The 25,942-nt window shown below is 65.1% G+C and carries 26 protein-coding genes; 23 read left to right on the top strand and 3 right to left on the bottom strand.

Annotated features, from left to right (window positions below):
* Window positions 1-95 precede the first annotated feature (95 nt).
* The 14 genes from flhA (at window position 96) to CAF78_RS00730 (ending at window position 14,186) form a co-directional block, all read left to right on the top strand.
* A complete protein-coding gene (gene flhA, locus CAF78_RS00795) occupies window positions 96-2,225 on the top strand; it encodes a flagellar biosynthesis protein FlhA (RefSeq protein ID WP_085677788.1) in 2,130 nt (709 codons plus the stop codon).
* Window positions 2,226-2,236: 11 nt separating this feature from the next.
* A complete protein-coding gene (gene flhF, locus CAF78_RS00790) occupies window positions 2,237-3,544 on the top strand; it encodes a flagellar biosynthesis protein FlhF (protein ID WP_085677789.1) in 1,308 nt (435 codons plus the stop codon).
* 93 nt (window positions 3,545-3,637) lie between these two features.
* Window positions 3,638-4,471: a flagellar synthesis regulator FleN gene (gene fleN / locus CAF78_RS00785; RefSeq protein ID WP_054884183.1), complete on the top strand. Its 834-nt coding sequence runs from the start codon at window positions 3,638-3,640 to the stop codon at window positions 4,469-4,471.
* Window positions 4,468-5,208, top strand: a complete 741-nt coding sequence (fliA, locus tag CAF78_RS00780; RefSeq protein ID WP_027921199.1) for an RNA polymerase sigma factor FliA — start codon at window positions 4,468-4,470, stop codon at window positions 5,206-5,208. Before fleN ends, fliA begins: the two co-directional genes overlap by 4 nt.
* Window positions 5,209-5,327: 119 nt before the next feature.
* Window positions 5,328-5,702, top strand: a complete 375-nt coding sequence (locus CAF78_RS00775) for a chemotaxis response regulator CheY (RefSeq protein ID WP_103446503.1) — start codon at window positions 5,328-5,330, stop codon at window positions 5,700-5,702.
* Window positions 5,703-5,720: 18 nt separating this feature from the next.
* Window positions 5,721-6,509, top strand: a complete 789-nt coding sequence (locus tag CAF78_RS00770) for a protein phosphatase CheZ (protein WP_085677790.1) — start codon at window positions 5,721-5,723, stop codon at window positions 6,507-6,509.
* A 12-nt stretch (window positions 6,510-6,521) separates the two neighbouring features.
* On the top strand, window positions 6,522-8,747 hold the full coding sequence (locus CAF78_RS00765; RefSeq protein WP_085677791.1) for a chemotaxis protein CheA: 2,226 nt from the start codon (window positions 6,522-6,524) through the stop codon (window positions 8,745-8,747).
* Window positions 8,748-8,794: 47 nt separating this feature from the next.
* On the top strand, window positions 8,795-9,925 hold the full coding sequence (locus CAF78_RS00760) for a chemotaxis response regulator protein-glutamate methylesterase (RefSeq protein WP_085677792.1): 1,131 nt from the start codon (window positions 8,795-8,797) through the stop codon (window positions 9,923-9,925).
* Window positions 9,925-10,665, top strand: coding sequence for a flagellar motor protein (locus tag CAF78_RS00755; RefSeq protein WP_085677793.1), 741 nt, complete (start codon window positions 9,925-9,927; stop codon window positions 10,663-10,665). The genes CAF78_RS00760 and CAF78_RS00755 overlap by 1 nt, the downstream gene beginning before the upstream one ends.
* Window positions 10,666-10,668: 3 nt before the next feature.
* Window positions 10,669-11,526 carry a flagellar motor protein MotD gene (motD, locus tag CAF78_RS00750; RefSeq protein ID WP_085677794.1) on the top strand — a complete coding sequence of 286 codons (858 nt, stop codon included), beginning with the start codon at window positions 10,669-10,671 and terminating at the stop codon, window positions 11,524-11,526.
* A gap of 67 nt (window positions 11,527-11,593) precedes the next feature.
* Window positions 11,594-12,385, top strand: a complete 792-nt coding sequence (locus CAF78_RS00745) for a ParA family protein (RefSeq protein WP_085677795.1) — start codon at window positions 11,594-11,596, stop codon at window positions 12,383-12,385.
* Window positions 12,382-13,266 (top strand): CheW domain-containing protein, encoded by an 885-nt coding sequence (locus tag CAF78_RS00740; protein WP_085677796.1) that lies wholly within the window; start codon window positions 12,382-12,384, stop codon window positions 13,264-13,266. The genes CAF78_RS00745 and CAF78_RS00740 overlap by 4 nt, the downstream gene beginning before the upstream one ends.
* Before the next feature lie 43 nt (window positions 13,267-13,309).
* Window positions 13,310-13,789: a chemotaxis protein CheW gene (locus tag CAF78_RS00735; protein ID WP_016393802.1), complete on the top strand. Its 480-nt coding sequence runs from the start codon at window positions 13,310-13,312 to the stop codon at window positions 13,787-13,789.
* 1 nt (window position 13,790) lies between these two features.
* Complete coding sequence (locus CAF78_RS00730) at window positions 13,791-14,186, top strand: DUF2802 domain-containing protein (RefSeq protein WP_085677797.1); 396 nt, start codon at window positions 13,791-13,793, stop codon at window positions 14,184-14,186.
* Window positions 14,187-14,222: 36 nt separating this feature from the next.
* Here the strand turns inward: CAF78_RS00730 and CAF78_RS00725 are convergent, their stop codons facing one another.
* The 3 genes from CAF78_RS00725 to CAF78_RS00715 form a co-directional block, all read right to left on the bottom strand.
* On the bottom strand, window positions 14,223-16,931 hold the full coding sequence (locus CAF78_RS00725) for a dermonecrotic toxin domain-containing protein (protein WP_085677798.1): 2,709 nt from the start codon (window positions 16,929-16,931) through the stop codon (window positions 14,223-14,225).
* Window positions 16,932-16,997: 66 nt separating this feature from the next.
* Entirely contained in the window at window positions 16,998-17,339 is a 342-nt protein-coding gene (locus CAF78_RS00720) for an EscU/YscU/HrcU family type III secretion system export apparatus switch protein (protein ID WP_085677799.1), read from the bottom strand.
* The gene (locus CAF78_RS00715) at window positions 17,336-18,892 is read right to left on the bottom strand and encodes a flagellar hook-length control protein FliK (protein ID WP_085677800.1); all 1,557 of its coding nucleotides are present in this window, start codon (window positions 18,890-18,892) and stop codon (window positions 17,336-17,338) included. Before CAF78_RS00715 ends, CAF78_RS00720 begins: the two co-directional genes overlap by 4 nt.
* 132 nt (window positions 18,893-19,024) lie before the next feature.
* Between CAF78_RS00715 and ccmA the strand changes: the two genes are divergently transcribed.
* The 9 genes from ccmA to ccmI are packed head-to-tail and all read left to right on the top strand — an operon-like array spanning window position 19,025 to window position 25,932.
* Complete coding sequence (gene ccmA / locus CAF78_RS00710; protein ID WP_085677801.1) at window positions 19,025-19,657, top strand: cytochrome c biogenesis heme-transporting ATPase CcmA; 633 nt, start codon at window positions 19,025-19,027, stop codon at window positions 19,655-19,657.
* Entirely contained in the window at window positions 19,645-20,322 is a 678-nt protein-coding gene (gene ccmB, locus CAF78_RS00705) for a heme exporter protein CcmB (protein ID WP_371856918.1), read from the top strand. The genes ccmA and ccmB overlap by 13 nt, the downstream gene beginning before the upstream one ends.
* Window positions 20,323-20,365: 43 nt before the next feature.
* Complete coding sequence (locus CAF78_RS00700; RefSeq protein ID WP_060508368.1) at window positions 20,366-21,133, top strand: heme ABC transporter permease; 768 nt, start codon at window positions 20,366-20,368, stop codon at window positions 21,131-21,133.
* Complete coding sequence (gene ccmD, locus CAF78_RS00695) at window positions 21,130-21,306, top strand: heme exporter protein CcmD (protein ID WP_079229104.1); 177 nt, start codon at window positions 21,130-21,132, stop codon at window positions 21,304-21,306. Before CAF78_RS00700 ends, ccmD begins: the two co-directional genes overlap by 4 nt.
* Complete coding sequence (ccmE, locus tag CAF78_RS00690; protein WP_085677802.1) at window positions 21,303-21,758, top strand: cytochrome c maturation protein CcmE; 456 nt, start codon at window positions 21,303-21,305, stop codon at window positions 21,756-21,758. Before ccmD ends, ccmE begins: the two co-directional genes overlap by 4 nt.
* An 11-nt stretch (window positions 21,759-21,769) precedes the next feature.
* Window positions 21,770-23,743 (top strand): heme lyase CcmF/NrfE family subunit, encoded by a 1,974-nt coding sequence (locus tag CAF78_RS00685; RefSeq protein ID WP_177408487.1) that lies wholly within the window; start codon window positions 21,770-21,772, stop codon window positions 23,741-23,743.
* On the top strand, window positions 23,740-24,276 hold the full coding sequence (locus CAF78_RS00680) for a DsbE family thiol:disulfide interchange protein (protein ID WP_085677804.1): 537 nt from the start codon (window positions 23,740-23,742) through the stop codon (window positions 24,274-24,276). Before CAF78_RS00685 ends, CAF78_RS00680 begins: the two co-directional genes overlap by 4 nt.
* Window positions 24,273-24,749 carry a cytochrome c-type biogenesis protein gene (locus CAF78_RS00675; RefSeq protein ID WP_085677805.1) on the top strand — a complete coding sequence of 159 codons (477 nt, stop codon included), beginning with the start codon at window positions 24,273-24,275 and terminating at the stop codon, window positions 24,747-24,749. The genes CAF78_RS00680 and CAF78_RS00675 overlap by 4 nt, the downstream gene beginning before the upstream one ends.
* Window positions 24,742-25,932 (top strand): c-type cytochrome biogenesis protein CcmI, encoded by a 1,191-nt coding sequence (ccmI, locus tag CAF78_RS00670; protein ID WP_085677806.1) that lies wholly within the window; start codon window positions 24,742-24,744, stop codon window positions 25,930-25,932. The genes CAF78_RS00675 and ccmI overlap by 8 nt, the downstream gene beginning before the upstream one ends.
* The last annotated feature ends 10 nt before the right edge of the window (window positions 25,933-25,942 follow it).

The following is a 25,942-nucleotide window of genomic DNA, read 5'->3' as shown; positions in this document are numbered from 1 at the left end:
CATAAATCCATAGCCGAGCAAAGTTGGAAGGCTTCTTGCAGAGCCACGCCCAAGCGCCCCTTGGGCGTCAAAGTTTTGCATCAAGAGGACTCGCGGTGGATCGCACTCAGTTAATCAGCAACGCCCGCAACAACCTGGCCGGGCTCGGCCGGGGCAACCTGGGTGTGCCGTTGCTGCTGCTGGTGATGTTGGCAATGATGATGTTGCCGATACCGCCGTTCCTGCTGGACGTGTTCTTCACCTTCAACATCGCCCTGTCGATCGTGGTCCTGCTGGTCTGCGTGTACGCCCTGCGCCCGCTGGACTTCGCCGCGTTCCCCACCATCCTGCTGGTGGCGACCTTGCTGCGCCTGGCGCTGAACGTGGCGTCCACCCGCGTGGTCATGCTCCACGGCCAGGAAGGCCACGGCGCTGCCGGTAAGGTGATCCAGGCCTTCGGCGAGGTGGTGATCGGCGGCAACTACGTGGTCGGTGCGGTGGTATTCGCCATCCTCATGATCATCAACTTCGTGGTGGTGACCAAAGGTGCCGGGCGTATTTCCGAGGTGAGCGCGCGCTTCACCCTCGACGCCATGCCCGGCAAGCAGATGGCCATCGATGCCGACCTCAACGCCGGCCTGATCGACCAGGCCCAGGCCAAGTCACGCCGTGCCGAGGTGGCCCAGGAGGCCGAGTTCTACGGTTCGATGGACGGTGCCAGCAAGTTCGTCCGCGGTGACGCCATCGCCGGCCTGCTGATCCTGTTCATCAACCTGATCGGCGGCATGCTGATCGGTATGCTGCAACACAACATGTCGTTCAGCGATGCGGGCAAGGTCTACGCCTTGCTGACCATCGGTGACGGTTTGGTGGCGCAATTGCCATCGCTGCTGCTGTCCACCGCTGCCGCGATCATGGTCACCCGTGCCTCGGGCTCCGAGGACATGGGCAAGCTGATCAACCGCCAGATGTTCGACTCGCCCAAGGCGCTGGGGGTGTCTGCGGCGCTGATGATCATCATGGGCCTGGTCCCGGGCATGCCGCACATCGCCTTCCTCAGCCTCGGCCTGCTGGCCGGGGGCGGTGCCTACCTGGTGTGGAAGAAGCAGCAGAAGGCCAAGCTCGAAGCGCAGAAGGAGGCGCAGCGCCAGCAGGACCTGCTGCCGTCGCCGCAGCGCGCACTGGAGACCAAGGAGCTGGGCTGGGACGACGTCACGCCGATCGACATGATCGGCCTGGAAGTCGGTTACCGGCTGATTCCGCTGGTCGACCGCAACCAGGGTGGCCAGCTGCTGGCGCGGATCAAGGGGGTGCGCAAGAAGCTGTCCCAGGACCTGGGCTTCCTCATGCCGACCGTGCACATCCGTGACAACCTCGACCTGCAGCCCAGTGCCTATCGCCTGACCCTGATGGGGGTGATCCTCGCCGAGGCCGAGATCTACCCGGACCGCGAGCTTGCGATCAACCCCGGCCAGGTGTTCGGCGCCCTCAACGGCATCGCCGCGCGCGACCCGGCGTTCGGCCTGGAGGCGGTGTGGGTCGACGTGGGCCAGCGCGCCCAGGCGCAGTCGCTGGGTTACACCGTGGTCGACGCCAGTACCGTGGTTGCCACCCACCTCAACCAGATCCTGCAGAAGCACTGCCATGAGCTGATCGGCCATGAAGAGGTTCAGCAGCTGTTGCAGGTATTGTCCAAGGCTTCGCCTAAACTTGCAGAAGAGCTGGTGCCCGGTGTCATTTCCTTGTCGGGGCTGCTCAAGGTCCTGCAAGCGTTGTTGTCCGAGCAAGTGCCGGTGCGTGACATTCGCAGCATTGCCGAGGCCATCGCCAACAACGCCAGCAAGAGTCAAGATACCGCCGCGCTGGTGGCGGCGGTGCGCGTCGGATTGTGTCGTGCCATCGTCCAAAGCATTGTCGGCGTTGAGTCCGAGCTGCCTGTGATCACGCTTGAGCCAAGGTTGGAACAGATCTTGCTCAATAGTTTGCAAAGGGCCGGGCAAGGTCAGGAAGACGGTGTTCTTCTTGAGCCGAGCATGGCCGAAAAGCTGCAGCGTTCGTTGATCGACGCCTGCCAGCGCCAGGAAATGCAAGGCCAGCCGGCCATTCTCCTGGTAGCTGGCCCGATCCGTGCCATGCTGTCGCGCTTCGGCCGCCTGGCTGTACCGAATTTGCATGTTCTGGCGTATCAGGAAATACCGGATAACAAGCAAGTCACCATCGTTGCCACAGTGGGCCCCAACGGCTGAGGTAGTGGGTTATGCAAGTCAAGCGTTTTTTCGCCGCCGATATGCGTCAGGCCATGAAGCTGGTCCGTGATGAGCTGGGCTCCGATGCCGCCATCATCGGCAACCGCCGCATTGCCGGTGGTGTCGAACTGACCGCCGCGCTGGACTACAAGCTGTCCGCGTTGGCCCCGCGCGTGCCCAATGCCGAGCTGGAAGAAGAGCTGCGCAAGACCCAGTCGCGCATCGCCACGGCCCAGGCCGAGCTGGACAACCGCGCCGAGGCCAGCGAAGGCAACCGCCAATTGTTCGCCGGCCAGTCGCTGACAGCGGCCGAGCCGCTGATCGAACCGCACGTCGATGTGCCGGCCCCTGCGCCCGCGCCGGCGCAACCGGCTGTTGACCCGCGCCTGTTCGACGCCATGCGTTCGGAGCTGTCGGGCCTGCGTGAACTGCTCGAAGTGCAGCTCGGCTCGCTGGCCTGGAACCAGCTGCAGGGCAGCAAGCCGGCCCAGGCCAACCTTTGGCGCCGCCTGCAGCGCATCGGCCTGTCCGGCCCGATCGCCCGCGAGCTGCTCGACCTCACCTGCGAGATCGAGGAGCCGCGCCAGGCCTGGCGGATGCTGCTGGCGCACCTGGCGCGGATGATCGAAGTGCCGCAGGTCGAACCGATCGAAGAGGGTGGCGTGATCGCCATGGTCGGCCCGGCCGGCATGGGCAAGACCACCACCCTGGCCAAGCTGGCGGCGCGCTATGTGCTCAAGTACGGCCCGCAGAACCTGGCCCTGGTGAGCATGGACAGCTTCCGCATCGGCGCCCAGGAGCAGCTCAAGACGTTGGGTCGCATCCTCAACGTGCCTGTGACCTATGTCGACCCGGGGCAGTCGCTGGCTGCGGCGCTGGAGCCGTTGCTGCGCAAGCGCGTGGTGCTGATCGATACCGCCGGCCTGCAGGCCAGCGACCCGGCCCTGCGCATGCAACTGGAAACCCTGGCCGGGCGTGGCATTGCCGCGAAGAACTACCTGGTGCTGGCCACCACCAGCCAGAAGCAGGTGCTGACCGCCGCCTACCACAGCTACAAGCGCTGCGGCCTGGCCGGCTGCATCCTGACCAAACTCGATGAAACGGCGAGCCTCGGCGACGTGCTGAGCCTGGCCATCAGTCATGAACTGCCCGTGGCCTACCTCACCGATGGCCCGCGCATTCCTGACGACCTGCACCTGCCGCGCCCGCACCAGCTGGTGACCCGTGCGGTGAACGTGCAGTTGCAGGACGAGCCCAGCGAGGAGGCGATGGCCGACATGTTCGCTGATCTCTACCACAACCCGCGGCGCGCAGGTTGAGGATGAAGCGTATGCAAAGTACCTACATTCCGGGGCTGGCAGTGTCGCCCCGCGTGTGGCTTGGGTCCAAGCGAGACAAGGTAAACAACGAACATGGGTAGCATGCATCCCGTACAGGTGATCGCCGTCACCGGTGGCAAAGGTGGCGTCGGCAAGACTAACGTTTCAGTGAACCTGTCCCTGGCGCTGGCCGAACTCGGCCGCCGGGTGATGTTGCTGGACGCCGACCTTGGCCTGGCCAATGTCGACGTGTTGCTGGGCCTTACCCCGAAACGCACCCTGGCCGATGTCATCGAGGGCCGCTGCGAGCTGCGCGATGTGCTGTTGCAGGGCCCGGGCGGTGTGCGCATCGTGCCGGCTGCCTCTGGTACCCAGAGCATGGTGCACCTGGCCCCGGCCCAGCATGCCGGGCTGATCCAGGCCTTCAGTGAGATCGGCGACAACCTTGACGTGCTGGTCATCGACACCGCTGCGGGTATTGGTGACTCGGTAGTCAGCTTCGTGCGCGCGGCCCAGGAAGTGCTGCTGGTGGTGTGCGACGAGCCGACCTCGATCACCGACGCCTACGCGCTGATCAAGCTGCTCAACCGCGACTACGGCATGAACCGTTTCCGCGTGCTGGCCAACATGGCCCAGAGCCCGCAGGAAGGGCGCAACCTGTTCGCCAAGCTGACCAAGGTCACCGACCGCTTCCTTGACGTGGCCCTGCAATATGTCGGCGCCGTGCCCTACGACGAGAGCGTGCGCAAGGCCGTGCAGAAGCAGCGCGCGGTGTATGAGGCCTTCCCGCGCTCCAAGTGCGCCCTGGCCTTCAAGGCCATTGCGCAGAAGGTCGACAGCTGGCCGCTGCCTGCCAACCCGCGCGGCCATCTTGAGTTCTTCGTCGAGCGCCTGGTGCAACCCACCAGCGCAGGGCCCGTGCTATGAACGCGAGCGGCTTCAAGATGTACAGCAAGGCGTCGAAGGACGCCCAGTTCGAGCTGGTGGAACGCTACGCGCCGCTGGTCAAGCGCATCGCCTACCACCTGCTGGCACGCCTGCCCGCCAACGTCCAGGTCGAGGACCTGATCCAGGCCGGCATGATCGGGCTGCTGGAAGTGGCCAACAAGTACGACGCCAGCAAGGGCGCCAGCTTTGAAACCTACGCCGGCATCCGCATCCGCGGGGCGATGCTCGACGAGGTCCGCAAGGGCGATTGGGCACCGCGTTCGGTGCACCGCAATACGCGCATGGTCAGTGACGCGATGCGCGCCGTGGAAGCAAGAACCGGCCGCGACGCTAAAGATCATGAAGTTGCTGCCGAACTCCAGTTGAGTCTCGATGATTACTACGGGATCTTGAACGATACCTTGGGGAGCCGCCTGTTCAGTTTCGACGACCTGTTGCAGGACGGCGAGCACGAAGGGCTGCACGAGGACGGCGCCAGTGGCCAGATCGAGCCGTCGCGCGATCTGGAGGACGAGCGCTTCCAGGCTGCCCTGACCGATGCGATCGCCAACCTGCCGGAGCGTGAGCGGCTGGTGTTGGCGCTGTACTACGACGAAGAGCTGAACCTCAAGGAAATCGGTGAGGTACTGGGGGTCAGCGAATCGCGTGTCAGCCAGTTGCACAGCCAGTGTGCCGCGCGCCTGCGCAGCCGCCTGGGGGAATGGCGGGCCCGTTGAGCCCGAGGGTCGTTGCAGTCGTTTTCCACGTGTTTTCCCTGTTGCACCGAATTGAATGAATACGCGTGCTCGCAGCCGAGCGCGTTTGAGACTGCTTGGAGGTCTACTTGAACAAAGACATGAAAATCCTCATCGTTGACGACTTTTCGACGATGCGGCGGATCATCAAGAACCTGTTGCGTGACCTGGGCTTCACCAACACCGATGAAGCCGATGACGGCACCACCGCGCTGCCGATGCTCGAAAGCGGCCATTACGACTTCCTGGTGACCGACTGGAACATGCCTGGCATGTCCGGTATCGACCTGCTGCGCAAGGTGCGTGCCCACGATCGCCTGAAAACCATGCCGGTGCTGATGGTGACCGCCGAAGCCAAGCGCGACCAGATCATCGAAGCGGCCCAGGCCGGGGTCAACGGCTACGTGGTCAAGCCGTTCACCGCCCAGGTGCTCAAAGAAAAGATCGAGAAGATCTTCGAACGCGTCAACGGCTGAGTCACGTCAGGGGGCGCCATGGAATCAACACAGACGTCTTTGGGGGAGTTCGAGTCGACCCTGAAGAAACATGCCCAGGAGCTGGTCGAGAGCCTGGAGCGGGGGCGTTTCGGCGAGGCGGTGCAGCTGATCCATCAGCTCAACCAGACCCGCGACCGCGGCCTGTACCAGGAGGTCGGCAAGCTCACCCGTGAACTGCACAGCGCGATCGTCAGCTTCCAGATCGACCCGCGCATGCCGCAGGCCGAGGAAGTTTCGCAGATCACCGATGCCACCGAGCGCCTGTCCTACGTGGTCAAGCTCACCGAGGGTGCCGCCAACCGCACCATGGACCTGGTGGAGGAGAGCACCCCGGTGCTCAACGACCTGGCAAACGAGGCGCAAGGCCTGAGCGTCGACTGGCAGCGCTTCATGCGCCGCGAAGTCGCAGCGCCGGAGTTTCGCGAGCTGGTCAAGCGCGTCGACAGTTTCCTGACGCACAGCGCCGAGGGGAACCGCAAGGTTGCCGGCCACCTCAACGACATTCTGCTGGCCCAGGACTATCAGGACCTGACCGGCCAGGTGATCAAGCGCGTGACCGCGCTGGTGACCGAAGTGGAAAGCAATCTGCTCAAGCTCGTGCTGATGGCCAGTCAGGTCGACCGCTTTGCCGGCATCGAACATGACCACCAGCAGCTGCGCGCTGAAAAAGATCAAGAAAAACATCCGACTCGGGGTGAAGGTCCGCAGATTCATGCCGATAAGCGTGAAGACGTTGTGTCCGGTCAGGACGACGTCGACGATCTGCTGTCCAGCCTGGGTTTTTAAGGAGCACGTTTAATGAGCTTCGGCGCCGATGAAGAAATCCTTCAGGATTTCCTGGTAGAAGCCGGCGAAATTCTTGAGCAACTGTCCGAGCAACTGGTCGAGCTGGAAAGCCGGCCCGACGATGCCGACCTGCTCAATGCGATCTTTCGCGGTTTCCACACTGTAAAAGGGGGCGCCGGCTTCCTTCAGCTGAACGAGCTGGTGGAGTGCTGCCATATCGCCGAGAACGTGTTCGACATCCTGCGCAAAGGTGAGCGCCGGGTCGACGCGGAACTGATGGACGTGGTGCTCGAAGCACTGGACACGGTCAACAGCATGTTCGGCCAGGTGCGTGAGCGCAGTGAAGTGACCCCGGCCACCCCGGAGCTGCTGGCGGCCCTGTCGCGGCTGGCGGAACCTGCCAGCGCCGACGCCCCGGCGGTGGTGGTCGAAGCTGCGCCGCAGCCGGTGGCGGCAGAAGCGGACATCACCGACACCGAGTTCGAGCAGCTGCTCGACTCGCTCGACGCGGTCAAGGCCGAAGCGGCCGCCTTTGACGCGCAGATGCAGGGCGAGACCCTGAGCGGCTCGGGTGACGACATCACCGACGCCGAGTTCGAATCGCTGCTCGACCAGTTGCATGGCAAGGGCCAGTTCTCGCCCGAAGTGGCTGCCGCCGAAGCGGTGGTCGATGCCAGTGCGCCGATGAGCGACGAGATCACCGACGAAGAGTTCGAGTCGTTGCTGGACCAGTTGCACGGCAAGGGCACCTTCCAGGCCGATGCCTTGCCCGTTGCCGCCGCTGCCGTGCAAAGCGTTGCCGCGCCTGCCAGCAGCGACGAGATCACCGAGCACGAGTTCGAAGCGCTGCTCGACCAGTTGCACGGCAAGGGCAAGTTCACCGGTGAGGCCGCTACTGCCCAGGCGCCTGCTGCCGTGGCTGCGCCGGTTGCGCAGAAGGCTGAAAGCCAACCGCTCGCCAGGCCTGCTGCTGCCCCGGCCGCTGCTGCACCTGGCAACGTCACTGCAGCCAAGCCTGCCGCGCCAGCGCGCACCCCGGCCGCTGCGGCGGAAAAGCCTGCCAGCGAAGCGGAAACCACCGTGCGCGTCGACACCGCGCGCCTGGACGAGATCATGAACATGGTCGGCGAACTGGTGCTGGTGCGTAACCGCCTGGTACGCCTGGGCCTGAACAGCGGCGACGAGGCCATGTCCAAGGCCGTGTCCAACCTCGACGTGGTCACCGCCGACCTGCAGACCGCGGTGATGAAGACCCGCATGCAGCCGATCAAGAAGGTCTTCGGGCGCTTCCCGCGCCTGGTCCGCGACCTGGCTCGGCAGCTGAAGAAAGAGATCAACCTGGAGCTGGTCGGCGAAGAAACCGACCTCGACAAGAACCTCGTCGAAGCCCTGGCCGACCCGCTGGTGCACCTGGTGCGCAACGCCGTCGACCACGGTGTCGAGATGCCCGACGAGCGTGAAGCGTCCGGCAAGGCCCGAACCGGCCGCGTGGTGCTGTCGGCCGAGCAGGAAGGTGACCACATCCTGCTGTCGATCTCCGACGACGGCAAGGGCATGGACCCGAACATTCTGCGCGCCAAGGCCGTGGAAAAGGGCCTGATGGACAAGGACGCCGCCGATCGCCTGAGCGAATCGGACTGCTACAACCTGATCTTCGCCCCGGGCTTCTCGACCAAGACCGAGATTTCCGACGTGTCCGGCCGCGGCGTCGGCATGGACGTGGTGAAAACCAAGATTTCCCAGCTCAACGGCTCGATCAACATCTTCTCGGCCAAGGGCCAGGGTTCGAAGATCGTCATCAAGGTGCCGCTGACCCTGGCGATCATGCCGACCCTGATGGTGATGCTGGGCAACCAGGCGTTCGCCTTCCCGCTGGTCAACGTCAACGAGATCTTCCACCTCGACCTGTCGCGCACCAACGTGGTCGACGGCCAGGAAGTGGTGATCGTGCGCGACAAGGCGCTGCCGCTGTTCTACCTCAAGCGCTGGCTGGTTCAGGGCCAGGTGCACGAGGAGCAGCGCGAGGGCCATGTGGTGATCCTGTCGGTCGGTACCCAGCGTATCGGCTTCGTGGTCGACCAGCTGGTGGGCCAGGAAGAGGTGGTGATCAAGCCGCTGGGCAAGATGCTGCAAGGTACCCCGGGCATGTCCGGCGCCACCATCACCGGTGACGGCCGCATCGCGCTGATTCTCGACGTGCCGAGCATGCTCAAGCGTTACGCGGCACGGCGTATCTGATTTTCGGCGGCGCACCCTGGCCGGTTGCGCCGCCTAATGGAGTGTTTATGGCAGTCAAGGTCCTGGTGGTGGATGATTCCGGTTTCTTCCGCCGCCGCGTTTCGGAAATCCTTTCGGCGGACCCGACCATCCAGGTGGTCGGCACCGCGACCAACGGCAGGGAAGCGATCGACCAGGCGCTGGCGCTCAAACCCGACGTCATCACCATGGACTACGAAATGCCCATGATGGATGGCATCACCGCAGTGCGGCACATCATGCAGCGCTGCCCGACGCCGGTGTTGATGTTCTCCTCGCTGACCCACGAAGGTGCCCGTGTCACCCTCGACGCGCTGGATGCCGGTGCGGTGGATTACCTGCCGAAGAACTTCGAAGACATCTCGCGCAACCCGGAGAAGGTCAAGCAGCTGCTGTGCGAAAAGGTCCATACCATCTCGCGCAGCAACCGCCGTTTTGGCAGCTACGCCAGCCCCGCGCCGGTTACCGCACCTACGCCGGCCAGCAGCCATGCGCCCGCCAGCAGCCTGGCCAGCGCCGCGCCGATACGTGCTGCCGCGCCTGTTCGTGCACCGGCACCGGCGCCGGCCGCAACGCATTCCCCGGCACCCAAGCGCAAGCCTTACAAATTGGTGGCGATCGGCACCTCCACCGGTGGCCCGGTGGCCCTGCAGCGCGTGCTGACCCAGTTGCCGGCGAACTTCCCGGCGCCGATCGTGCTGATCCAGCACATGCCCGCAGCCTTCACCAAGGCCTTTGCCGAGCGCCTCGACAAGCTGTGCAAGATCAGCGTCAAGGAAGCCGAGGACGGCGACATGCTGCGCCCGGGCCTGGCGCTGCTGGCCCCTGGCGGCAAGCAGATGATGATCGACGGCCGTGGCACGGTGAAGATCCTGCCGGGCGACGAGCGCCTGAACTACAAGCCGTGCGTGGACATCACCTTTGGGTCGGCGGCCAAGTCCTACGGCGACAAGGTGCTGTCGGTGGTGCTCACCGGCATGGGCGCCGACGGCCGCGAAGGCGCACGCCTGCTCAAGCAGGGCGGCAGTACCGTGTGGGCCCAGGATGAGGCCAGCTGTGTGATCTACGGCATGCCCATGGCCATCGTCAAAGCCAACCTGGCCGACGCGGTGTACAGCCTGGATGAAATTGGCAAACACCTGGTCGAGGCTTGCGTCTGATGGATGTGCTCAGCCTGATTGGCCTGATCCTGGCGTTCGTCGCCATCGTTGGCGGCAACTTTCTCGAAGGTGGCCACGTCGGTGCCTTGCTCAATGGCCCGGCCGGCCTGATCGTGCTCGGTGGCACCCTGGCGGCGGCATTGCTGCAGTCGCCGCTGTCGTCGTTCAAGCGCGCGCTGCAGATTCTGCGCTGGATCTTCTTCCCGCCGCGGGTCGACCTGGCCGGCGGTATCGACCGGGTGGTCAACTGGAGCCTGGTGGCGCGCAAGGAAGGCCTGCTCGGCCTCGAAGGCGTGGCCGATGCCGAACCCGACCCGTACGCCCGCAAGGGCCTGCAGCTGCTGGTCGATGGCGCCGAGCCGGAATCGATCCGCGGCATCCTCGAAGTCGACTTCCTGACCCAGGAAAGCCGTGATATCCAGGCCGCCAAGGTGTTCGAGAGCATGGGCGGCTATGCCCCGACCATCGGTATCATCGGCGCGGTCATGGGCCTGATCCATGTCATGGGCAACCTGGCCGACCCGTCGCAACTGGGCAACGGCATCGCCGTGGCCTTCGTCGCCACCATCTACGGCGTGGCCAGTGCCAACCTGATCCTGCTGCCGATCGCCAACAAGCTCAAGGCCATCGTCATGCGCCAGTCGCGCTACCGCGAGATGCTGCTCGAAGGCCTGCTGTCGATTGCCGAGGGCGAGAACCCGCGCTCGATCGAGCTGAAGCTGCAAGGCTTCATGGAGTAAGCCATGCGCCGTCGCCGTCATACCGAGGAGCACGAGAACCACGAACGCTGGCTGGTGTCGTACGCCGACTTCATCACCTTGCTGTTCGCTTTCTTCGTGGTCATGTATTCGATCTCCTCGATCAACGAGGGCAAGTACAAGGTCATCTCGCAGGCGCTGCTCGGAGTGTTCAACGACCCCGAGCGGAGCATGAAACCGATCCCGATCGGTGATGAGCAGCCGCTCAGCGTGAAGCCGGCAGAACCTTTGATCAAGGACAGCGAGCAGACCGATGCGGGCCTGGCGCAGACCAATGTCGACCCGCTGAAGACCATCAGCGACGACGTGCGTGATGCCTTCGGCGACCTGATCAAGTCCGACCAGATGACCGTGCGCGGCAACGAGCTGTGGGTGGAGATCGAGCTCAACTCTTCCTTGCTGTTCGGCAGTGGCGATGCCATGCCCAGTGACAAGGCGTTCGCCATCATCGAGAAAGTCGGCAGCATCCTCAAACCGTTCGCCAACCCGGTGCACGTCGAGGGGTTCACCGACAACCTGCCGATCCGCACGGCGCAGTACCCGACCAACTGGGAACTGTCGGCAGCGCGGGCGGCGAGCATCGTGCGCCTGCTGGCAATGGAAGGGGTCAACCCGGCGCGCATGGCCTCGGTGGGTTACGGTGAGTACCAGCCGGTGGCCAGCAACGACACCGCCGAAGGGCGTGCGCGCAATCGCCGGGTGGTGCTGGTGATTTCCCGCAACCTCGAAGTGCGCCGCAGCCTGACCGGCTCGGGCAGTGCCAATGCCACCGCAGATGCAGCGCTGCGTCGTGCTGGCACACAAACTGCACCACCAGCCCCAGCCGCGACGACGGCGAAGTGAGCCGTCAATTCTCCGTCACCGCATGCCCTGTGGGAGCCGGCGACACCCATGAAACAAGAGTTGTCCTATGAGAGTCTGGGCAGTAGCCAATCAAAAAGGTGGTGTCGGTAAGACCACCACCACCATTGCCCTGGCCGGCCTGCTGGCCGAGGCGGGCAAGCGCGTGGTCGTCGTCGACCTCGACCCGCATGGCTCGATGACCAGCTATTTCGGGCACAACCCGGATGCCCTGGAGCACAGCTGCTACGACCTGTTCCTGCACAAGGGCAGCGTGCCCGAGGGCCTGCCGGGGCAATTGCTGCTGCCGACCAGCGATGAGCGTATCTCGTTGCTGCCGTCGAGCACGGCATTGGCGGTACTGGAGCGCCAGTCGCCAGGGCAGAGTGGCCTGGGCCTGGTGATCGCCAAGAGTCTGGCGCAGTTGTGGCAGGATTTTGATTTCGCGTTGATCGACAGCCCGCCGTTGCTGGGCGTGCTGATGGTCAATGCCTTGGCGGCCAGCCAGCAGCTGGTGATTCCGGTGCAGACCGAATTTCTGGCGGTGAAGGGCCTGGAACGGATGATCGGCACCTTGACCATGGTCAACCGCTCGCGCAAGCAGGCGTTGCCTTACCAGATCGTGCCGACCCTGTTCGACCGCCGTACCCAGGCTTCGCTGGGCACCCTCAAGGTGCTGCGCGATACCTATGAACACCAGGTGTGGCAGGGTTACATCCCGGTCGACACGCGCCTGCGCGATGCCAGCCGCAATGGCGTCACGCCGTCGCAGTTCGACGGCAAGAGCCGCGGCGTGATCGCCTACCGGGCACTGCTCAAGCACATGCTCACCTACAAGCCTGCTGCGCAGGTGACCCGATGAACCGGCCTGTCGGCACCAAGCCGCAACTGGCCCTGCAGTCATACCTCGATGGGTTGCTGCAGGAGGCCACCGAGGCCGAGGACATCCTTGACCTGCCAACGCCCAGTGAAGCGCCCGCAACCAGTGATGAATTCGCTGCTGCCGTGCGCGAAGAGCAGGCGCGAGACGCTGGCCAGCCAGCACCTGCGGCCAGGCCTTTTGCCGAACCGCAGGTAAAGGTGCTGCCCGCCGTGCTGCCGGTCGAGCCGCCGGTAGTCGCGGTGGTCGAGGCTGAGGTGGTGGCTGAGGCCAGCATCCCGGTATTGACCGAAGTGCCAGCACCGGAGCCGGTCGCACCCTTGGTGGAAGTGCACTTGCCAGCAGCAGGCATGGCTGACGCACCGGTCCCGCCGGCCAGTGTCGATGGCCGCCCGGCCTGGGCGGCCGAGCCGTTCGAGTGCCTGCTGTTCGACGTTGCCGGGCTGACCCTGGCCGTGCCGCTGGTGTGCCTGGGCTCGATCTACAGCCTGGAAGGCCAGGAACTGACGCCGCTGTTCGGCCAGCCGGACTGGTTCCTTGGCATCCTGACCTGCCAGGCGGGCAACCTGAAGGTGCTGGACACGGCGCGCTGGGTGATGCCCGACCGCTACCGCGATGATTTCCGCCAGGGCCTGAATTACGTGATTTCCGTGCAGGGCTACGAGTGGGGCCTGGCGGTACACCAGGTCAGCCGCTCGCTGCGCCTGGACCCTGCCGAGATCAAGTGGCGCAGCCAGCGTGGCCAGCGCCCATGGTTGGCCGGCACGGTTATCGAACACATGTGTGCACTGCTCGACGTCGCCGCACTGGCCGAGCTGATCGCCAGCGGCGCGGTCAAGCAGTTGCATGCCAAACAGAAATGACACCGAACACAACCGCCAACGGCGGATTTAGAGGGCTAGGGGAATGAAAAAGTCGTCTGCGCAAGGTTCTGAAGATCCGATCCTGCAGTGGGTAACCTTCCGTCTGGACAACGAGTCCTACGGCATCAACGTCATGCAAGTGCAGGAAGTGCTGCGCTACACCGAGATCGCACCGGTGCCGGGTGCGCCGAGCTACGTGCTGGGCATCATCAACCTGCGCGGCAACGTGGTGACGGTGATCGACACCCGCCAGCGCTTCGGCCTGATGCCGTCGGACGTGACCGACAACACCCGTATCGTCATCATCGAGGCCGACAAGCAAGTGGTCGGCATCCTGGTCGACAGCGTTGCCGAGGTGGTGTACCTGCGTCAGTCGGAAATCGAAACGGCGCCGAACGTGGGTAACGAAGAGTCGGCCAAGTTCATCCAGGGCGTGTGCAACAAGAACGGTGAACTGCTGATCCTGGTCGAGCTGGACAAGATGATGACCGAGGAAGAGTGGTCCGAGCTGGAGAACATCTGAGTTGATCTTCGAGGTGGCGGTAATCTTCCTGGCGCTGCTGTGGGCCGTGAGCCTGTGGTTCTTCCTCAACTACAGCAAGCGCCAGCGCGAACTGGCGGCGCAGCAGGCCGTGGGCGATGCCCTGCGCGACCAGCGCATCAAGGACCTGGCCAAGCGCCTGGACGACTACCAGAACGGTACCGTGCGCATGGGTGAGGCCCTGCATGAGCTGCGCGCCACCGTCGCGCCGCTGCCGGAGAGGCTCCAGCAGCTGGAACAGCGCGACCCCAACAGCGTCACCTTCACCCAGGCCGCCAAGCTGGTGGGCATGGGCGCCAGCGTATCGGAACTCACCGAAACCTGCGGCCTGACCCAGGCCGAGGCGGAGCTGATGAGCAAGCTGCACCGCGGCGGGTAACGCCGCCAATTGCACTGGCCCCGCCCGGCAGCAGGCTCAGGTGCTGCTCCAGGAGTGATAGCCGCCGACCTTGGCGAAGCGGTTGAAGGGCAATAGCGTGTGCATGGCCTCCTGGGCGCGGGGCAGGTCGACGAACTGATAGGCGTTGATCCGCGGCATGGCGTAGAGGTTGACGATCTGGCGCAAGGTGCCCAGTGCCGGCAGCTGGCGGTCGACCACGTCGCTGAGCAGGGCTGGGCCGGTGAGCTGGCTCAGGCGCCCGGCGTAGCGGTAGAAGTTCGCCGGGTCCTCGGCCAGGCTGGGCTTGCTGTCATAGAAGTCCCGGTTGGTCTGGTAACGCGCCAACATTTCGTCGGCAATCGCTTCCAGCGTGGGGTTGCCGGCGTGGCTGCCGATCATGCTGGTGTTGTACAGACAGTTCATTGCCAGCTTTTCATTGGACATCGGCGGCGCCAGCAGCAGGCCATCGGCTGGGGTGCGCAGCTCGACCTGGTCGATGGTTTCGCCATCGGCTAGCAGCGTGTCGTCGACATCCATGTACAAGCCGCCCTCGTGGTGCAGCATTGGATAACGCAGCACATCCGATGCCGAGGCGTAGTTGGTGGCGATGCCGCCGTTGCCCTCCAGGGCGGCGTCGTACTGTGCGTAGTACCTGCTCTGGCGAAAGGCCCGGAAAAACGCTTGCTCCTCCAGCGGCAGCACCTGCAGCCCCGCGGCATGTTCGGCCAGCAGGCGCAGGTTCTCGGCGTAGACGTGCGGGTCGGCCTTGGAGAGGAACAGGCGCATGGCATATTCGCTGTCCTTGAGCCGGGCCGCATTGCTGCCCAGGTTGGTCAGCAGTTCACTGCTGATGACCTTGTCACCTACCCAAAGGCAGGAGATCTTTCTGGGTATCGGGAAACTGCTGGGGGCTTGGGTCGGGATATTCACCGGCAGCGGCAGGTCGACGCCCAGCGCGCGCAGGCTGCGCGTGCGCATGGCCGGGGTGACGGTGCGGGAGGCGGGGGCGGGGATCAGGTCCTTGCTGGCGGGTGTTGCCAGGTAGCCGAGCGGCTCGACCTCGTTGAGGTCGTCTTCGCTGATGAACACATCCCGCTGGACGTCGTAGACCATGCGCACGTTGTAGCCACCGATACTCGCATCGAGGTTGTCCAGGTCACCGTCGTAGCGCGGTGTGCGGATCACCCCGGCGGCGACGGCCTGGTCGCATTCCGGTAGCGGTTCGACGGGCTCGGGGAAGTGAAAGTAGCTGACACCTTCGGGTTCCGGAAACCGGGGTGCCGTGACCGGGCTCAAGGGGTAGCCGATCTGCTCGTTGAGCCGTTTCGGCAGGACGAAGCCATCGCGTTTGAACGCGAACAGTGCCTTGGCCCTGGTGACGCCAGTGAGGGCCAGCGGCGCCGCGTTGAACAGGCCCCAGGTAATGTTGCCGACCCCCGCCTGCTGCTGCGCCAGCGACCTGCCATTGATCACCTGGTCCAGCCCCAGCCCCAGTTGCACGATACCGCCCGCCGCCAGCAGGGGGGCCAGGCCCGGCACCACCAGGCACAGCGGCGCCAGCAGGTTCAGCGTCGTGCTCAGGTAGCCCAGCCAGCGAGCCTTGCTGACCTGGCTGTCGCGGGTGATCAGGAAGTCGGCATCGTCGTAGCTGCGCTGGCGCTGTCGTTCGGCCAGTGCCTGGAACAGGTCACCGTCGATTCGAGGGTTGTATTTGCCAGGGCGGTAATTGACAAAGGTGCGTGGCGGCCAGGTGCCGTCGTCGTTGAAATAGCCATGTTCGGGTGGCAAGCGGTGGCTGTTCGGGTAATCGGCCAGGCCCTCGAGCGCGGTATCCAGGCCACTGAAGTCGAGGCCTTGCGGGCGGTCGGCGAGGCGAAAGTGCAATTTCAGGGCCTGGCGCCTGGCCGGGTCCTTGCACTGCAGGCCAATCCAGTCCTTGAGCAGCATTTCGCTGGCGAACTCCAGCAGGGGTGAACTGTTGCCAGGCAGGTACAGCAAGGTCAGGTCGCTGCTGGGGTCGTTCAGGTACAGCAGGTCGGTCGCCGCATAGCCATAGATGTTCAGCGTGCTGAGCCGCAGCTTGTCGGCACCGGGCATCAGCCCGGCGGCTTGCCACGCCAGCTTCCTGGCGGGCTCGCTGAGGCTGCCTTCGCTGACCTGCTTGTTGCAGGCCGCGATGAAGTTGAGCCTGCTGGCCAGGCAATGGCCCTGCAGGTGCTGGTTCCAGTAGCGATCCAGTTGGGCTTTGAAGGGGGTGTGGAAGTCCAGGTCGTGGATGAAGCGCTGGAAGGCTTCGGCTGCTACCGGCAGGTGGGTGGAGGCGTCATAGCGTTGCGGCGTGGTCCGGCGGAACAGCCCGTTGAACACCGCGTAGGGGGCGCCATAGGGGTTGAAGGGCGGTGCCGGCAGGGTTTCGACCAGCCGCAGCGGGCCTTCGGGCAGGTGCCCGGCCCAAGGGGCGTTAAATAGGTCGCCGAGCAGGTCGTTGGCGGATTCCCCCTGCCAGTTGCTCAGTACCGCCTGGGGCAGGCTCATGCTTTGCGTGACCACCAGCAGATTGCCGCCGGAGCTCTCGGGGCGGTAATGCAGCGTGACGACGTCGATCTGCTGCGGGTCGACATCATGGCCCTGTTGCAGGAGCCATTGCCGGATAGCCTGGCTCGCCGCGTGGTCGGGGCGGGGGACGTGGCTGAGGTGGGTGCGGACGTACTGTATGCCTGCAGCATTGATGTGGCGCGTGGACATGGGGTTCACCTTGCTGTGAGGAAGCGGCAAGGCTGAACGGTCAGTGCTGACAGTGGCGGTAGATAATTAGCGCTGCCCAGGCTGAGGCAACAACGGCGGCTGTGGCGTGATATCCCGCGGTGCAGCGGGTTCGTCGTTGAAGCCGACGGGCACCTTGCCCCGCAACTGCCAGGCAAAGGCAATGATTTCGGCAATTGTCAGGTACAGCGCCGGCGGGATCTGCTCGCCCAGCTCCAGGCGTGCCAGCAGGCGTACCAGTTCGGCGTTCTCGTAGATCGGCACCTCATGTTCACGGGCCAGGGCCAGAATCGCCTCGGCCAGTTCGTCATCACCTTTGGCGGTCAAGGTCGGGGCTTGCTGGCCGTCGTAGTTGAGCGCGATCGCCTGGCGGGGTTGCTTGTCGGTCATGCGGTTTCATCCACCCAGCGTTGTTCCACCCGCGTGCGCGGGCCCTGTGGCGGGATGCCGGGGTGGCATTCCAGGTCGCCGACCTCCAGGCCACGGGCCAGCAGGCGTTCGCGCAGTTCGCCGAGCTGGCTGTCGATCAGCCGCGCGGTCGGTTCATGTTCGGCCCACAACTGGCCGGACAAGCGGCCCTGGACCAGTTGCGCCTGAACCTGCAGCGGGCCCAGCGGGGCGAGGTCGAAGGCCAGCTCGATGCGCCACAGCGCTTGCTGCGGGTCTTGCTGCTCGTGCTGGCGCTCGGCCTGCTGTTCCGGGGTTTCCTCGCGCTGCAGCTTCACTTGCAGGGGGATGAATTCCTGGCCGTGGCGCACCGGGATCTCGGCCTGCCAGGTGGTCTGCAGGTTGCCGTTGTCCAGCGTGCCGGACTGCTGCAGGCTGCTCAGGGCATGACTCTGCAGGCGCGAGATGGCGGCGGCGGCCAGGCGCAGCAACTGCTGCAGGTCACCTTCGTTTTCCATCGCCTGCAACAACCGCGAGGGCAGCGGAAATGCGCCTGGCGGCGATCGGGGGGTGACCCGGTCGAGCATGCCCAGCGCGCCGCGCGCCAGGGCTGGCAATGCCTGGGCCAGGCTGGTGGAAGCGATCACCGGGCTGGCCGGAGCACTGAGTGTGGCCTGGGCCACCAGCCTGACCAGCTGTGCCTTGAGGTCGGTGGCCACGTTGGCACCCAGCCCGCCCAGCAGCTTCGCTTCGAGAAAGGCACCGCTGTTGTTCAGCGCCTGGGCCACGGCCTTGCCGTCGCTCAGCTGGCGGGCGTCTGGCAGGCTGGCCAGCAGCGTGCTGGCGATACTGCGCAACTCGCCCTCGCTGGCAGGGCTGCTGGCAATTTGCTGCAGGGCGCTGAGCAGGCCGGGCAGGGAGGCCTGGCGGCCTTGCTGGGTGAGCAATTGCTGGGCGATGTTCAGCTGTTCCTGGCGACCGCTCAGGGGCACGAAGCGCAGCGACTGGTCGCCTTGCACCAGGGCGCTGAGCAGGCTGCCGATCGGCAGCGGGCGCGGGCTGTCGATGGTCAGCGTGGCGCCGGCCTGGGCGGTATTGAGCAGGCTGACCAACGAGCGGAAGCTGGCCGCTGCGCCTGCCGCCTGGGGCAGCGCCTGATTGGTCAGCACCTTGCCCTGCAGCAGGGTACCGACCGGCACCTTGCTGGTGTCGAGCTGGGTGAGGGTGGCGACGTTGCTGGCGCTGGCCTGTTGCAGCATCACGGCCAGGCGGTTGCTCTCAGGCTGGCTGACGGTGAGCTGGCTGCCCGGTGGAATCGGCTGGTTGGCACTGGCCTGGACCTGGGTCTGGCTGCCATTGGCCTGGATCACCTGCAGCACCAACTGGAAGGTACTGCCGCTCTGGCGCAGCGTCAGCACTTCGGCCTGGGCGGTTTCACCTGGCTTGAGCAGGCCGGGTTGGGCCTGGGTCAGGTTGAGCAGCTCACCGGTCAGCTGGGCCTTGATCGCCTGCGGATTGATCGCGGTTTGTGCACCGAGACTATTGATTTCAGTCATGATTGTATACAACCTGTGGAGCCCGCCCTCTTGGCAGCGTGGCAGCACATGTAATAATGCCTGCCGCCTGTCACTGCCAGTATAACGGCAGCCAGGTGGGCGACTTGAGAAGCATATAGATAAGGCGAATCCGTGACCCTTCACCTCCAAGCCGTGGGCCTGGCCTGCGAGCGCGACTGGCGCCTGTTGTTCGAGCACCTCGATTTCGAGCTGCGCCCCGGCGACATGCTGCAGATCAGTGGCCCCAACGGCAGCGGCAAGACCAGCCTGCTGCGCCTGTTGGCCGGGCTGATGCAGCCGACTGCCGGGCAGATCCTGCTGGCTGGCCAGCCGCTGAACGAGCAGCGCCATGCCTTGGCCAGCATCCTGCTATGGATCGGCCACGCCGCTGGCATCAAGGACCTGCTCACCGCCGAGGAGAACCTCACCTGGCTCTGCGCCCTGCACCAGCCGGCTAGCGCCGAAGCGATCTGGGCGGCGCTGGCGGCGGTCGGCCTGCGCGGTTTCGAAGACATCCCTTGTCATACGCTGTCCGCCGGCCAGCAGCGCCGGGTGGCCCTGGCCCGGCTGCACCTGGCAAGCCCGCCGCTGTGGATCCTCGACGAACCCTTCACTGCCCTCGACAAGCAGGGGGTGGCCCAGCTCGAAGCGCACCTGGCCGCCCACTGCGAACAGGGCGGCACGGTGGTGCTGACCACGCACCACAGCCTCGAACGCAAGCCGTCCGGGTACCGCGAACTGAACCTGGGGCAATGGGCGGCATGAGCGTATTCATCCTGTTGCTGCGCCGCGAAGCGCGCCTGTTGTTCCGTCGCCCAGCCGAGCTGGCCAACCCGCTGGTGTTCTTCGCCATCGTCGTGGCGCTGTTCCCGCTGGCGGTTGGCCCGGAAAGCCAATTGTTGCAAACCTTGTCGCCTGGGCTGGTCTGGGTCGCGGCCTTGCTTGCCGTGCTGTTGTCACTGGATGGGCTGTTCCGCAGCGATTTCGAGGACGGCTCGCTGGAGCAGTGGGTGCTGTCACCGCACCCGCTGGCCATGCTGGTGCTGGCCAAGGTGCTGGCGCACTGGATCTTTTCCGGGCTGGCGCTGGTATTGTTGGCGCCATTGCTGGCGCTGATGCTGGGGTTGCCGAGCCACTGCCTGCCGGTGCTGCTCGGTTCGCTGCTGCTGGGCACGCCGATATTGAGCTTGCTGGGGGCGGTCGGTGCTGCGCTGACGGTCGGCCTCAAGCGCGGTGGTTTGTTACTGGCGTTGCTGATTCTGCCGTTGTATATCCCTGTATTGATCCTGGGCAGTGGTGCGTTGCAGGCGGCGTTGCAGAATATGCCCGCCACCGGCCATCTGCTCTGGCTCGCCAGCCTGACGGCCCTGGCGGTCACCCTGGCACCCTTTGCGATAGCGGCCGGCCTGAAGATCAGCGTCGGCGAATAACGAGTCCCGGGCTCTCAAGCCCGGCTAATACCGGATGTACCTGATGAAAATGAGCTGGACGTGGTTCCACAAACTGGGTTCGCCGAAATGGTTCTATGCCATCAGCGGCCGCATGCTGCCATGGCTGGCCATCTCTGCCGTACTGCTGCTGGTCACCGGCGTGGTCTGGGGCCTGGCGTTCGCCCCCGAGGACTATCAGCAGGGCAACAGCTTCCGCATCATCTATATCCACGTGCCGGCGGCGATGCTGGCGCAGTCCTGCTACGTGCTGCTGGCCGTGGCCGGCGCGGTGGGGCTGGTGTGGAAGATGAAACTGGCCGATGTCGCCCTGCAATGCGCAGCGCCGATCGGCGCCTGGATGACTGCCGTGGCACTGGTCACCGGGGCCATCTGGGGCAAGCCGACCTGGGGCAGCTGGTGGGTCTGGGACGCACGGCTGACGTCGATGCTGATCCTGCTGTTCCTGTACTTCGGCATCATTGCCCTGGGCCAGGCCATCAGCAACCGTGACAGCGCGGCCAAGGCCTGCGCAGTGCTGGCCATCGTCGGCGTGATCAACATCCCGATCATCAAGTACTCGGTAGAATGGTGGAACACCTTGCACCAGGGCGCCACTTTCACCCTCACCGAAAAACCGGCGATGCCGGCCGAAATGTGGCTGCCGCTGCTGTGCACGGCGTTGGGCTTCTACTGCTTCTTCGGTGCCGTGCTGCTGCTGCGCATGCGCCTTGAGGTGCTCAAGCGCGAGGCACGCGCCAGTTGGGTCAAGGATGAAGTGTTGAACAGCCTGGGGCGGAGGGCTGCACGATGAGTTTCGCTTCCTTCGGCGATTTTCTCGCCATGGGCCATCACGCCCTGTATGTCTGGTCGGCCTATGGCATCTGCCTGGCGGTGCTGGCGCTGAATGTCGCCGCACCAGTGCTGGCCCGCCGTCGCTACCTGCAAGATGAGGCGCGCCGTTTGCGCCGGGAGAACAACCAGTGAATCCGCAGCGCAAGAAACGCCTGTTCCTGATCCTCGGCCTGCTGGCCGGGGTTGCGGTTGCCGTCGGCTTTGCCTTGAGCGCCCTGCAGCAGAACATCAACCTGTTCTACACCCCGACCCAGATCGCCAACGGCGAGGCGCCGCTGGACACGCGCATCCGTGCCGGCGGCATGGTCGAAAAGGGCTCGGTGCAGCGGTCCTCCGATTCGCTCGACGTGCGCTTCGTGGTCACCGACTTCAACAAGTCCGTGCCGATCACCTACCGCGGCATCCTGCCGGACCTGTTCCGCGAAGGGCAGGGCATCGTTGCCCTCGGCAAGCTCAACGGCGATGGCGTGGTGGTGGCCGATGAGGTGCTGGCCAAGCACGACGAGAAGTACATGCCACCTGAGGTCACCAAGGCCCTGAAGGAAAGCGGCCAGGCGGCCAGCGGCGCGGAGGCCAAGCCATGAACGCGGCGCTGGTGATCCCCGAACTCGGCCAGCTGGCGATGATCCTGGCGATCTGCTTCGCCGCCGTGCAGGCCACGGTTCCGCTGCTCGGTGCCTGGCGCGGTGACAGCCTGTGGATGAGCCTGGCGCGCCCGGCCGCCTGGGGCCAGTTCACCTTCCTGGTCTTCGCCTTTGCCTGCCTGACCCACGCGTTCATGACCGACAACTTCTCGGTCGCCTACGTGGCCAGCAACTCCAACAGCGCCTTGCCGTGGTACTACAAGTTCAGTGCGGTCTGGGGCGCCCACGAAGGCTCGCTGCTGCTCTGGGCGCTGATCCTCGGTGGCTGGACCTTCGCCGTGTCGATCTTCTCGCGGCAGCTGCCGCAGGTGATGCTGGCCCGTGTGCTGGCGGTGATGGGCATGATCAGCGTTGGCTTCCTGAGCTTCCTGATCATCACCTCCAACCCGTTCCAGCGCCTGTTGCCGCAGGTGCCGACCGACGGCCGTGACCTCAACCCGCTGTTGCAGGACTTTGGCCTGATCGTCCACCCGCCGATGCTGTACATGGGCTATGTGGGCTTCTCGGTGGCTTTCGCCTTCGCCATCGCCGCACTGCTCGGCGGGCGCCTGGACGCAGCCTGGGCGCGTTGGTCGCGGCCCTGGACCATCGTCGCCTGGGCCTTCCTCGGCGTCGGCATCACCCTCGGCTCGTGGTGGGCCTACTACGAACTGGGCTGGGGTGGCTGGTGGTTCTGGGACCCGGTGGAAAACGCCTCGTTCATGCCCTGGCTGGTGGGCACGGCGCTGATCCACTCGCTGGCGGTGACGGAGAAACGCGGTGTGTTCAAGAGCTGGACCGTACTGCTGGCGATCGCGGCGTTCTCGCTGAGCCTGCTGGGCACCTTCCTGGTCCGCTCGGGCGTGCTGACCTCGGTGCACGCGTTCGCGGCCGACCCGGCGCGCGGCGTGTTCATCCTGATCTTCCTGTTGTTCGTGGTCGGCGGCTCGCTGACCCTGTTTGCCCTGCGCGCCCCAGTGGTCAAGAGCCAGGTCGGCTTTGCCCTGTGGTCGCGTGAAACCCTGCTGCTGGCCAACAACCTGGTGCTGGTGGTGGCGGCCTCGATGATCCTGCTCGGCACGCTCTACCCGCTGGTGCTCGATGCCCTGACCGGGGCCAAGCTGTCGGTTGGCCCGCCTTACTTCGACGCCCTGTTCCTGCCGTTGATGGCGCTGCTGATGGGGGTGCTGAGCCTGGGTGTGGTGGTGCGCTGGAAAGACACCCCGGCCAAGTGGCTGGTCAGCATGATGACCCCGGTACTGATCGGCAGTGCGGTGCTGGCGCCGGTAGCCGGCTTCATGGTCGACGACTTCGACTGGCCGGTGCTGAGCGCCTTCGCCCTGGCGGCCTGGGTGGTGCTCGGTGGCCTGCGAGACATCGTCGACAAGACCCGCCACAAAGGCCTGGCCAGGGGCGTGCGTGGCTTGACCCGCAGCTACTGGGGCATGCAACTGGCGCATCTGGGCCTGGCGGTGTGTGCCCTGGGCGTGGTGCTGTCGAGCAACAACAGCGCCGAGCGCGACCTGCGCATGGCGCCGGGCGAAAGCGTCGAGCTGGGCGGTTACCACTTCCTGTTCGAGGGCGCCAAGCACTTCGAAGGGCCGAACTTCATTTCCGACAAGGGCACTATCGTGGTCACCCGCGACGGCCGTGAAGTGACCACCCTGCACCCGGAAAAGCGCCTGTACACCGTGCAGCAGTCGATGATGACCGAAGCCGGCATCGACGCCGGTTTCACCCGTGACCTGTACGTTGCCCTGGGCGAGCCGCTGGAGAACGGCGCCTGGGCAGTGCGCGTGCATATCAAGCCTTATGTCCGCTGGATCTGGCTGGGCGGTCTGCTGACCGGCCTGGGTGGGTTGCTGGCGGCCTTCGACCGGCGCTATCGCGTCAAGGTCAAGACCCGGGTGCGTGAGGCCCTGGGCGTGTCTGGAGCTGCTGCATGAAGCGTTGGATCATGGTCGTGCCACTGGCGGTGTTTCTGCTGATGGCGGTTTTCCTCTACAAGGGGCTGTTTCTCAAGCCCGACGAGCTGCCGTCGGCGATGATCGGCAAGCCGTTCCCGACGTTCGCCCTGGCCTCGACCCAGGGTGACCGCAACCTGACCCAGGCCGACCTGCAGGGGCGGCCGGCACTGGTCAACGTGTGGGCCACCTGGTGCCCTTCGTGCAAGGTCGAGCACCCGTACCTGAACCAGTTGGCCCAGCAGGGCGTGGTGATCCACGGCATCAACTACAAGGACGACAACGCTGCCGCGCAGAAGTGGCTGGCCGAGTTCCACAACCCGTACCAGCTGGATATCCGTGACGAGCAGGGCAGCCTGGGGCTGGACCTGGGCGTGTATGGCGCGCCGGAAACCTTCCTCATCGACGCCAAGGGCATCATCCGCTACAAGCACGTCGGCATCGTCGATGCCACGGTGTGGCGCGAGCAACTGGCGCCGCTGTACCAGGGCCTGGTCGACGAGGCCAAGCCATGAAGCGCTGGCTGGCAGCTGCCGTGCTGGGCATGAGCCTGGCCGGTGTGGCCAAGGCGGCCATCGATACCTACCAGTTCCGCGACGACGCCGAGCGCGAGCGTTACCAGCAGCTGACCAAGGAACTGCGCTGCCCCAAGTGCCAGAACCAGGACATCGCCGATTCCAACGCACCGATCGCCGCCGACCTGCGCCGCGAGATCTTCCGCATGCTTGGCGAAGGCAAGAGCAACCAGCAGATCGTCGACTTCATGGTCGACCGCTATGGCGACTTCGTGCGCTACAAGCCGGCGCTCAGTGGCCGCACCTGGTTGCTGTGGTTCGGCCCTGGCATCCTGCTTGCCGGTGGCTTCGTGGTGCTGGCGGTGATCGTCCGCCGTCGCCGTGGCCCGGCGGCCCAGGCTGCACCGCAACTGTCCGTCGAAGAACGCGAGCGTCTCGCCAAACTGCTGGAAAAAGAACAGACCCATGACTGAATTCTGGCTTAGCGCGGGCCTGTTGCTGCTCGCCGCCCTCGGCTTTCTGCTGATCCCGATCCTGCGTGGCCGTCGCCAGCAGCAGGAAGAAGACCGCACCGCCCTGAACGTCGCCCTGTACCAGGAGCGCGTTGCCGAACTCGCCGCCCAACAGGCGGCAGGCGTGCTCGACGAAGCGCAATTGGCCAAGGGCCGTGACGAAGCCGCCCGCGAATTGTTGGCCGACACCGAAGGTGCCGAACCTGCGCGCCAGGGCCACCTGGGCAAGGCCCTGCCATTGCTGGCAGCCGTGCTGGTGCCGGCACTGGCACTGGGGCTGTACCTGCACTTCGGTGCGGCGGACAAGGTCGAGCTGACCCAGGAGTTCGCCGCCGCGCCGAAGACCATGGACGAAATGACCACGCGCCTCGAGCGCGCCGTAGAGGCCCAGCCGGACTCGGCCGAAGGCCTGTACTTCCTGGGCCGGGCCTACATGGCCCAGCAACGTCCGGCCGATGCCGCGCGTGCCTACGAGCGCGCCGTGGCACTGGCCGGTCGCCAGCCCGAGCTGCTTGGCCAGTGGGCCCAGGCGCTGTACTTCGCGGCGGACAAGCAGTGGAGCGCGCAGGTGCAGGCACTGACGGACGAGGCACTCAAGGCCGACCCGAACGAGGTCACCAGCCTTGGCCTGCGAGGCATCGCCGCCTTCGAGGGCGAGCGCTACCAGGAAGCCATCGACTACTGGAACCGCCTGCTGGCGCAACTGCCCGAAGGCGATGCCTCGCGGGCGGCATTGCAAGGCGGCATCGACCGTGCGGCGGAGCGCCTGGGCAGCACCGGCGCCCAACCGCAGACCACGGCGGCAGCCCGGCTGAAGGTGCGGGTGGAGCTGGCAGCGGCGCTCAAGGACAAGGTCAAGCCTGACGACACCGTGTTCATCTTCGCCCGTGCCAGCAACGGCCCGCCCATGCCGCTGGCGGCCAAGCGGGTGACCGTGGCGCAGTTGCCGCTGGAAGTGGAATTGTCCGACGCTGACGCTATGCTGCCGCAGATGAAACTGTCCCGGTTCGCCGAAGTCCAACTGGTTGCACGCGTATCGCGCGCCGGCCAGCCGACTCGCGGTGAATGGATCGGTCAGGGCGCGCCCCTGGCCAATACCACCCAGGCTACCCAGCACCTGACCATCGACAGCCCAGACCAGTAAGAGAGCAACG

Origin of the sequence: Pseudomonas sp. R28(2017), assembly GCF_002112505.1 — a bacterium.
Classification (GTDB): Bacteria; Pseudomonadota; Gammaproteobacteria; order Pseudomonadales; family Pseudomonadaceae; genus Aquipseudomonas.
The sequence above is the reverse complement of the archived record's forward strand: the minus strand, read 5'-3'. Positions and strand labels throughout refer to the sequence as shown.

What these genes read in the sequence shown, in the direction of transcription:
- flhF (WP_085677789.1), top strand. Translation starts at nt 2,237, where the DNA reads ATGCAAGTCAAGCGTTTTTTCGCCGCCGATATGCGTCAGGCCATGAAG.
- fleN (WP_054884183.1), top strand. Translation starts at nt 3,638, where the DNA reads ATGGGTAGCATGCATCCCGTACAGGTGATCGCCGTCACCGGTGGCAAA.
- fliA (WP_027921199.1), top strand. Translation starts at nt 4,468, where the DNA reads ATGAACGCGAGCGGCTTCAAGATGTACAGCAAGGCGTCGAAGGACGCC.
- CAF78_RS00775 (WP_103446503.1), top strand. Translation starts at nt 5,328, where the DNA reads ATGAAAATCCTCATCGTTGACGACTTTTCGACGATGCGGCGGATCATC.
- CAF78_RS00770 (WP_085677790.1), top strand. Translation starts at nt 5,721, where the DNA reads ATGGAATCAACACAGACGTCTTTGGGGGAGTTCGAGTCGACCCTGAAG.
- CAF78_RS00765 (WP_085677791.1), top strand. Translation starts at nt 6,522, where the DNA reads ATGAGCTTCGGCGCCGATGAAGAAATCCTTCAGGATTTCCTGGTAGAA.
- CAF78_RS00760 (WP_085677792.1), top strand. Translation starts at nt 8,795, where the DNA reads ATGGCAGTCAAGGTCCTGGTGGTGGATGATTCCGGTTTCTTCCGCCGC.
- CAF78_RS00755 (WP_085677793.1), top strand. Translation starts at nt 9,925, where the DNA reads ATGGATGTGCTCAGCCTGATTGGCCTGATCCTGGCGTTCGTCGCCATC.
- motD (WP_085677794.1), top strand. Translation starts at nt 10,669, where the DNA reads ATGCGCCGTCGCCGTCATACCGAGGAGCACGAGAACCACGAACGCTGG.
- CAF78_RS00745 (WP_085677795.1), top strand. Translation starts at nt 11,594, where the DNA reads ATGAGAGTCTGGGCAGTAGCCAATCAAAAAGGTGGTGTCGGTAAGACC.
- CAF78_RS00740 (WP_085677796.1), top strand. Translation starts at nt 12,382, where the DNA reads ATGAACCGGCCTGTCGGCACCAAGCCGCAACTGGCCCTGCAGTCATAC.
- CAF78_RS00735 (WP_016393802.1), top strand. Translation starts at nt 13,310, where the DNA reads ATGAAAAAGTCGTCTGCGCAAGGTTCTGAAGATCCGATCCTGCAGTGG.
- CAF78_RS00725 (WP_085677798.1), bottom strand. Translation starts at nt 16,931, where the DNA reads ATGTCCACGCGCCACATCAATGCTGCAGGCATACAGTACGTCCGCACC.
- CAF78_RS00720 (WP_085677799.1), bottom strand. Translation starts at nt 17,339, where the DNA reads ATGACCGACAAGCAACCCCGCCAGGCGATCGCGCTCAACTACGACGGC.
- CAF78_RS00715 (WP_085677800.1), bottom strand. Translation starts at nt 18,892, where the DNA reads ATGACTGAAATCAATAGTCTCGGTGCACAAACCGCGATCAATCCGCAG.
- ccmB (WP_371856918.1), top strand. Translation starts at nt 19,645, where the DNA reads ATGGGCGGCATGAGCGTATTCATCCTGTTGCTGCGCCGCGAAGCGCGC.
- CAF78_RS00700 (WP_060508368.1), top strand. Translation starts at nt 20,366, where the DNA reads ATGAAAATGAGCTGGACGTGGTTCCACAAACTGGGTTCGCCGAAATGG.
- ccmD (WP_079229104.1), top strand. Translation starts at nt 21,130, where the DNA reads ATGAGTTTCGCTTCCTTCGGCGATTTTCTCGCCATGGGCCATCACGCC.
- CAF78_RS00680 (WP_085677804.1), top strand. Translation starts at nt 23,740, where the DNA reads ATGAAGCGTTGGATCATGGTCGTGCCACTGGCGGTGTTTCTGCTGATG.
- CAF78_RS00675 (WP_085677805.1), top strand. Translation starts at nt 24,273, where the DNA reads ATGAAGCGCTGGCTGGCAGCTGCCGTGCTGGGCATGAGCCTGGCCGGT.
- ccmI (WP_085677806.1), top strand. Translation starts at nt 24,742, where the DNA reads ATGACTGAATTCTGGCTTAGCGCGGGCCTGTTGCTGCTCGCCGCCCTC.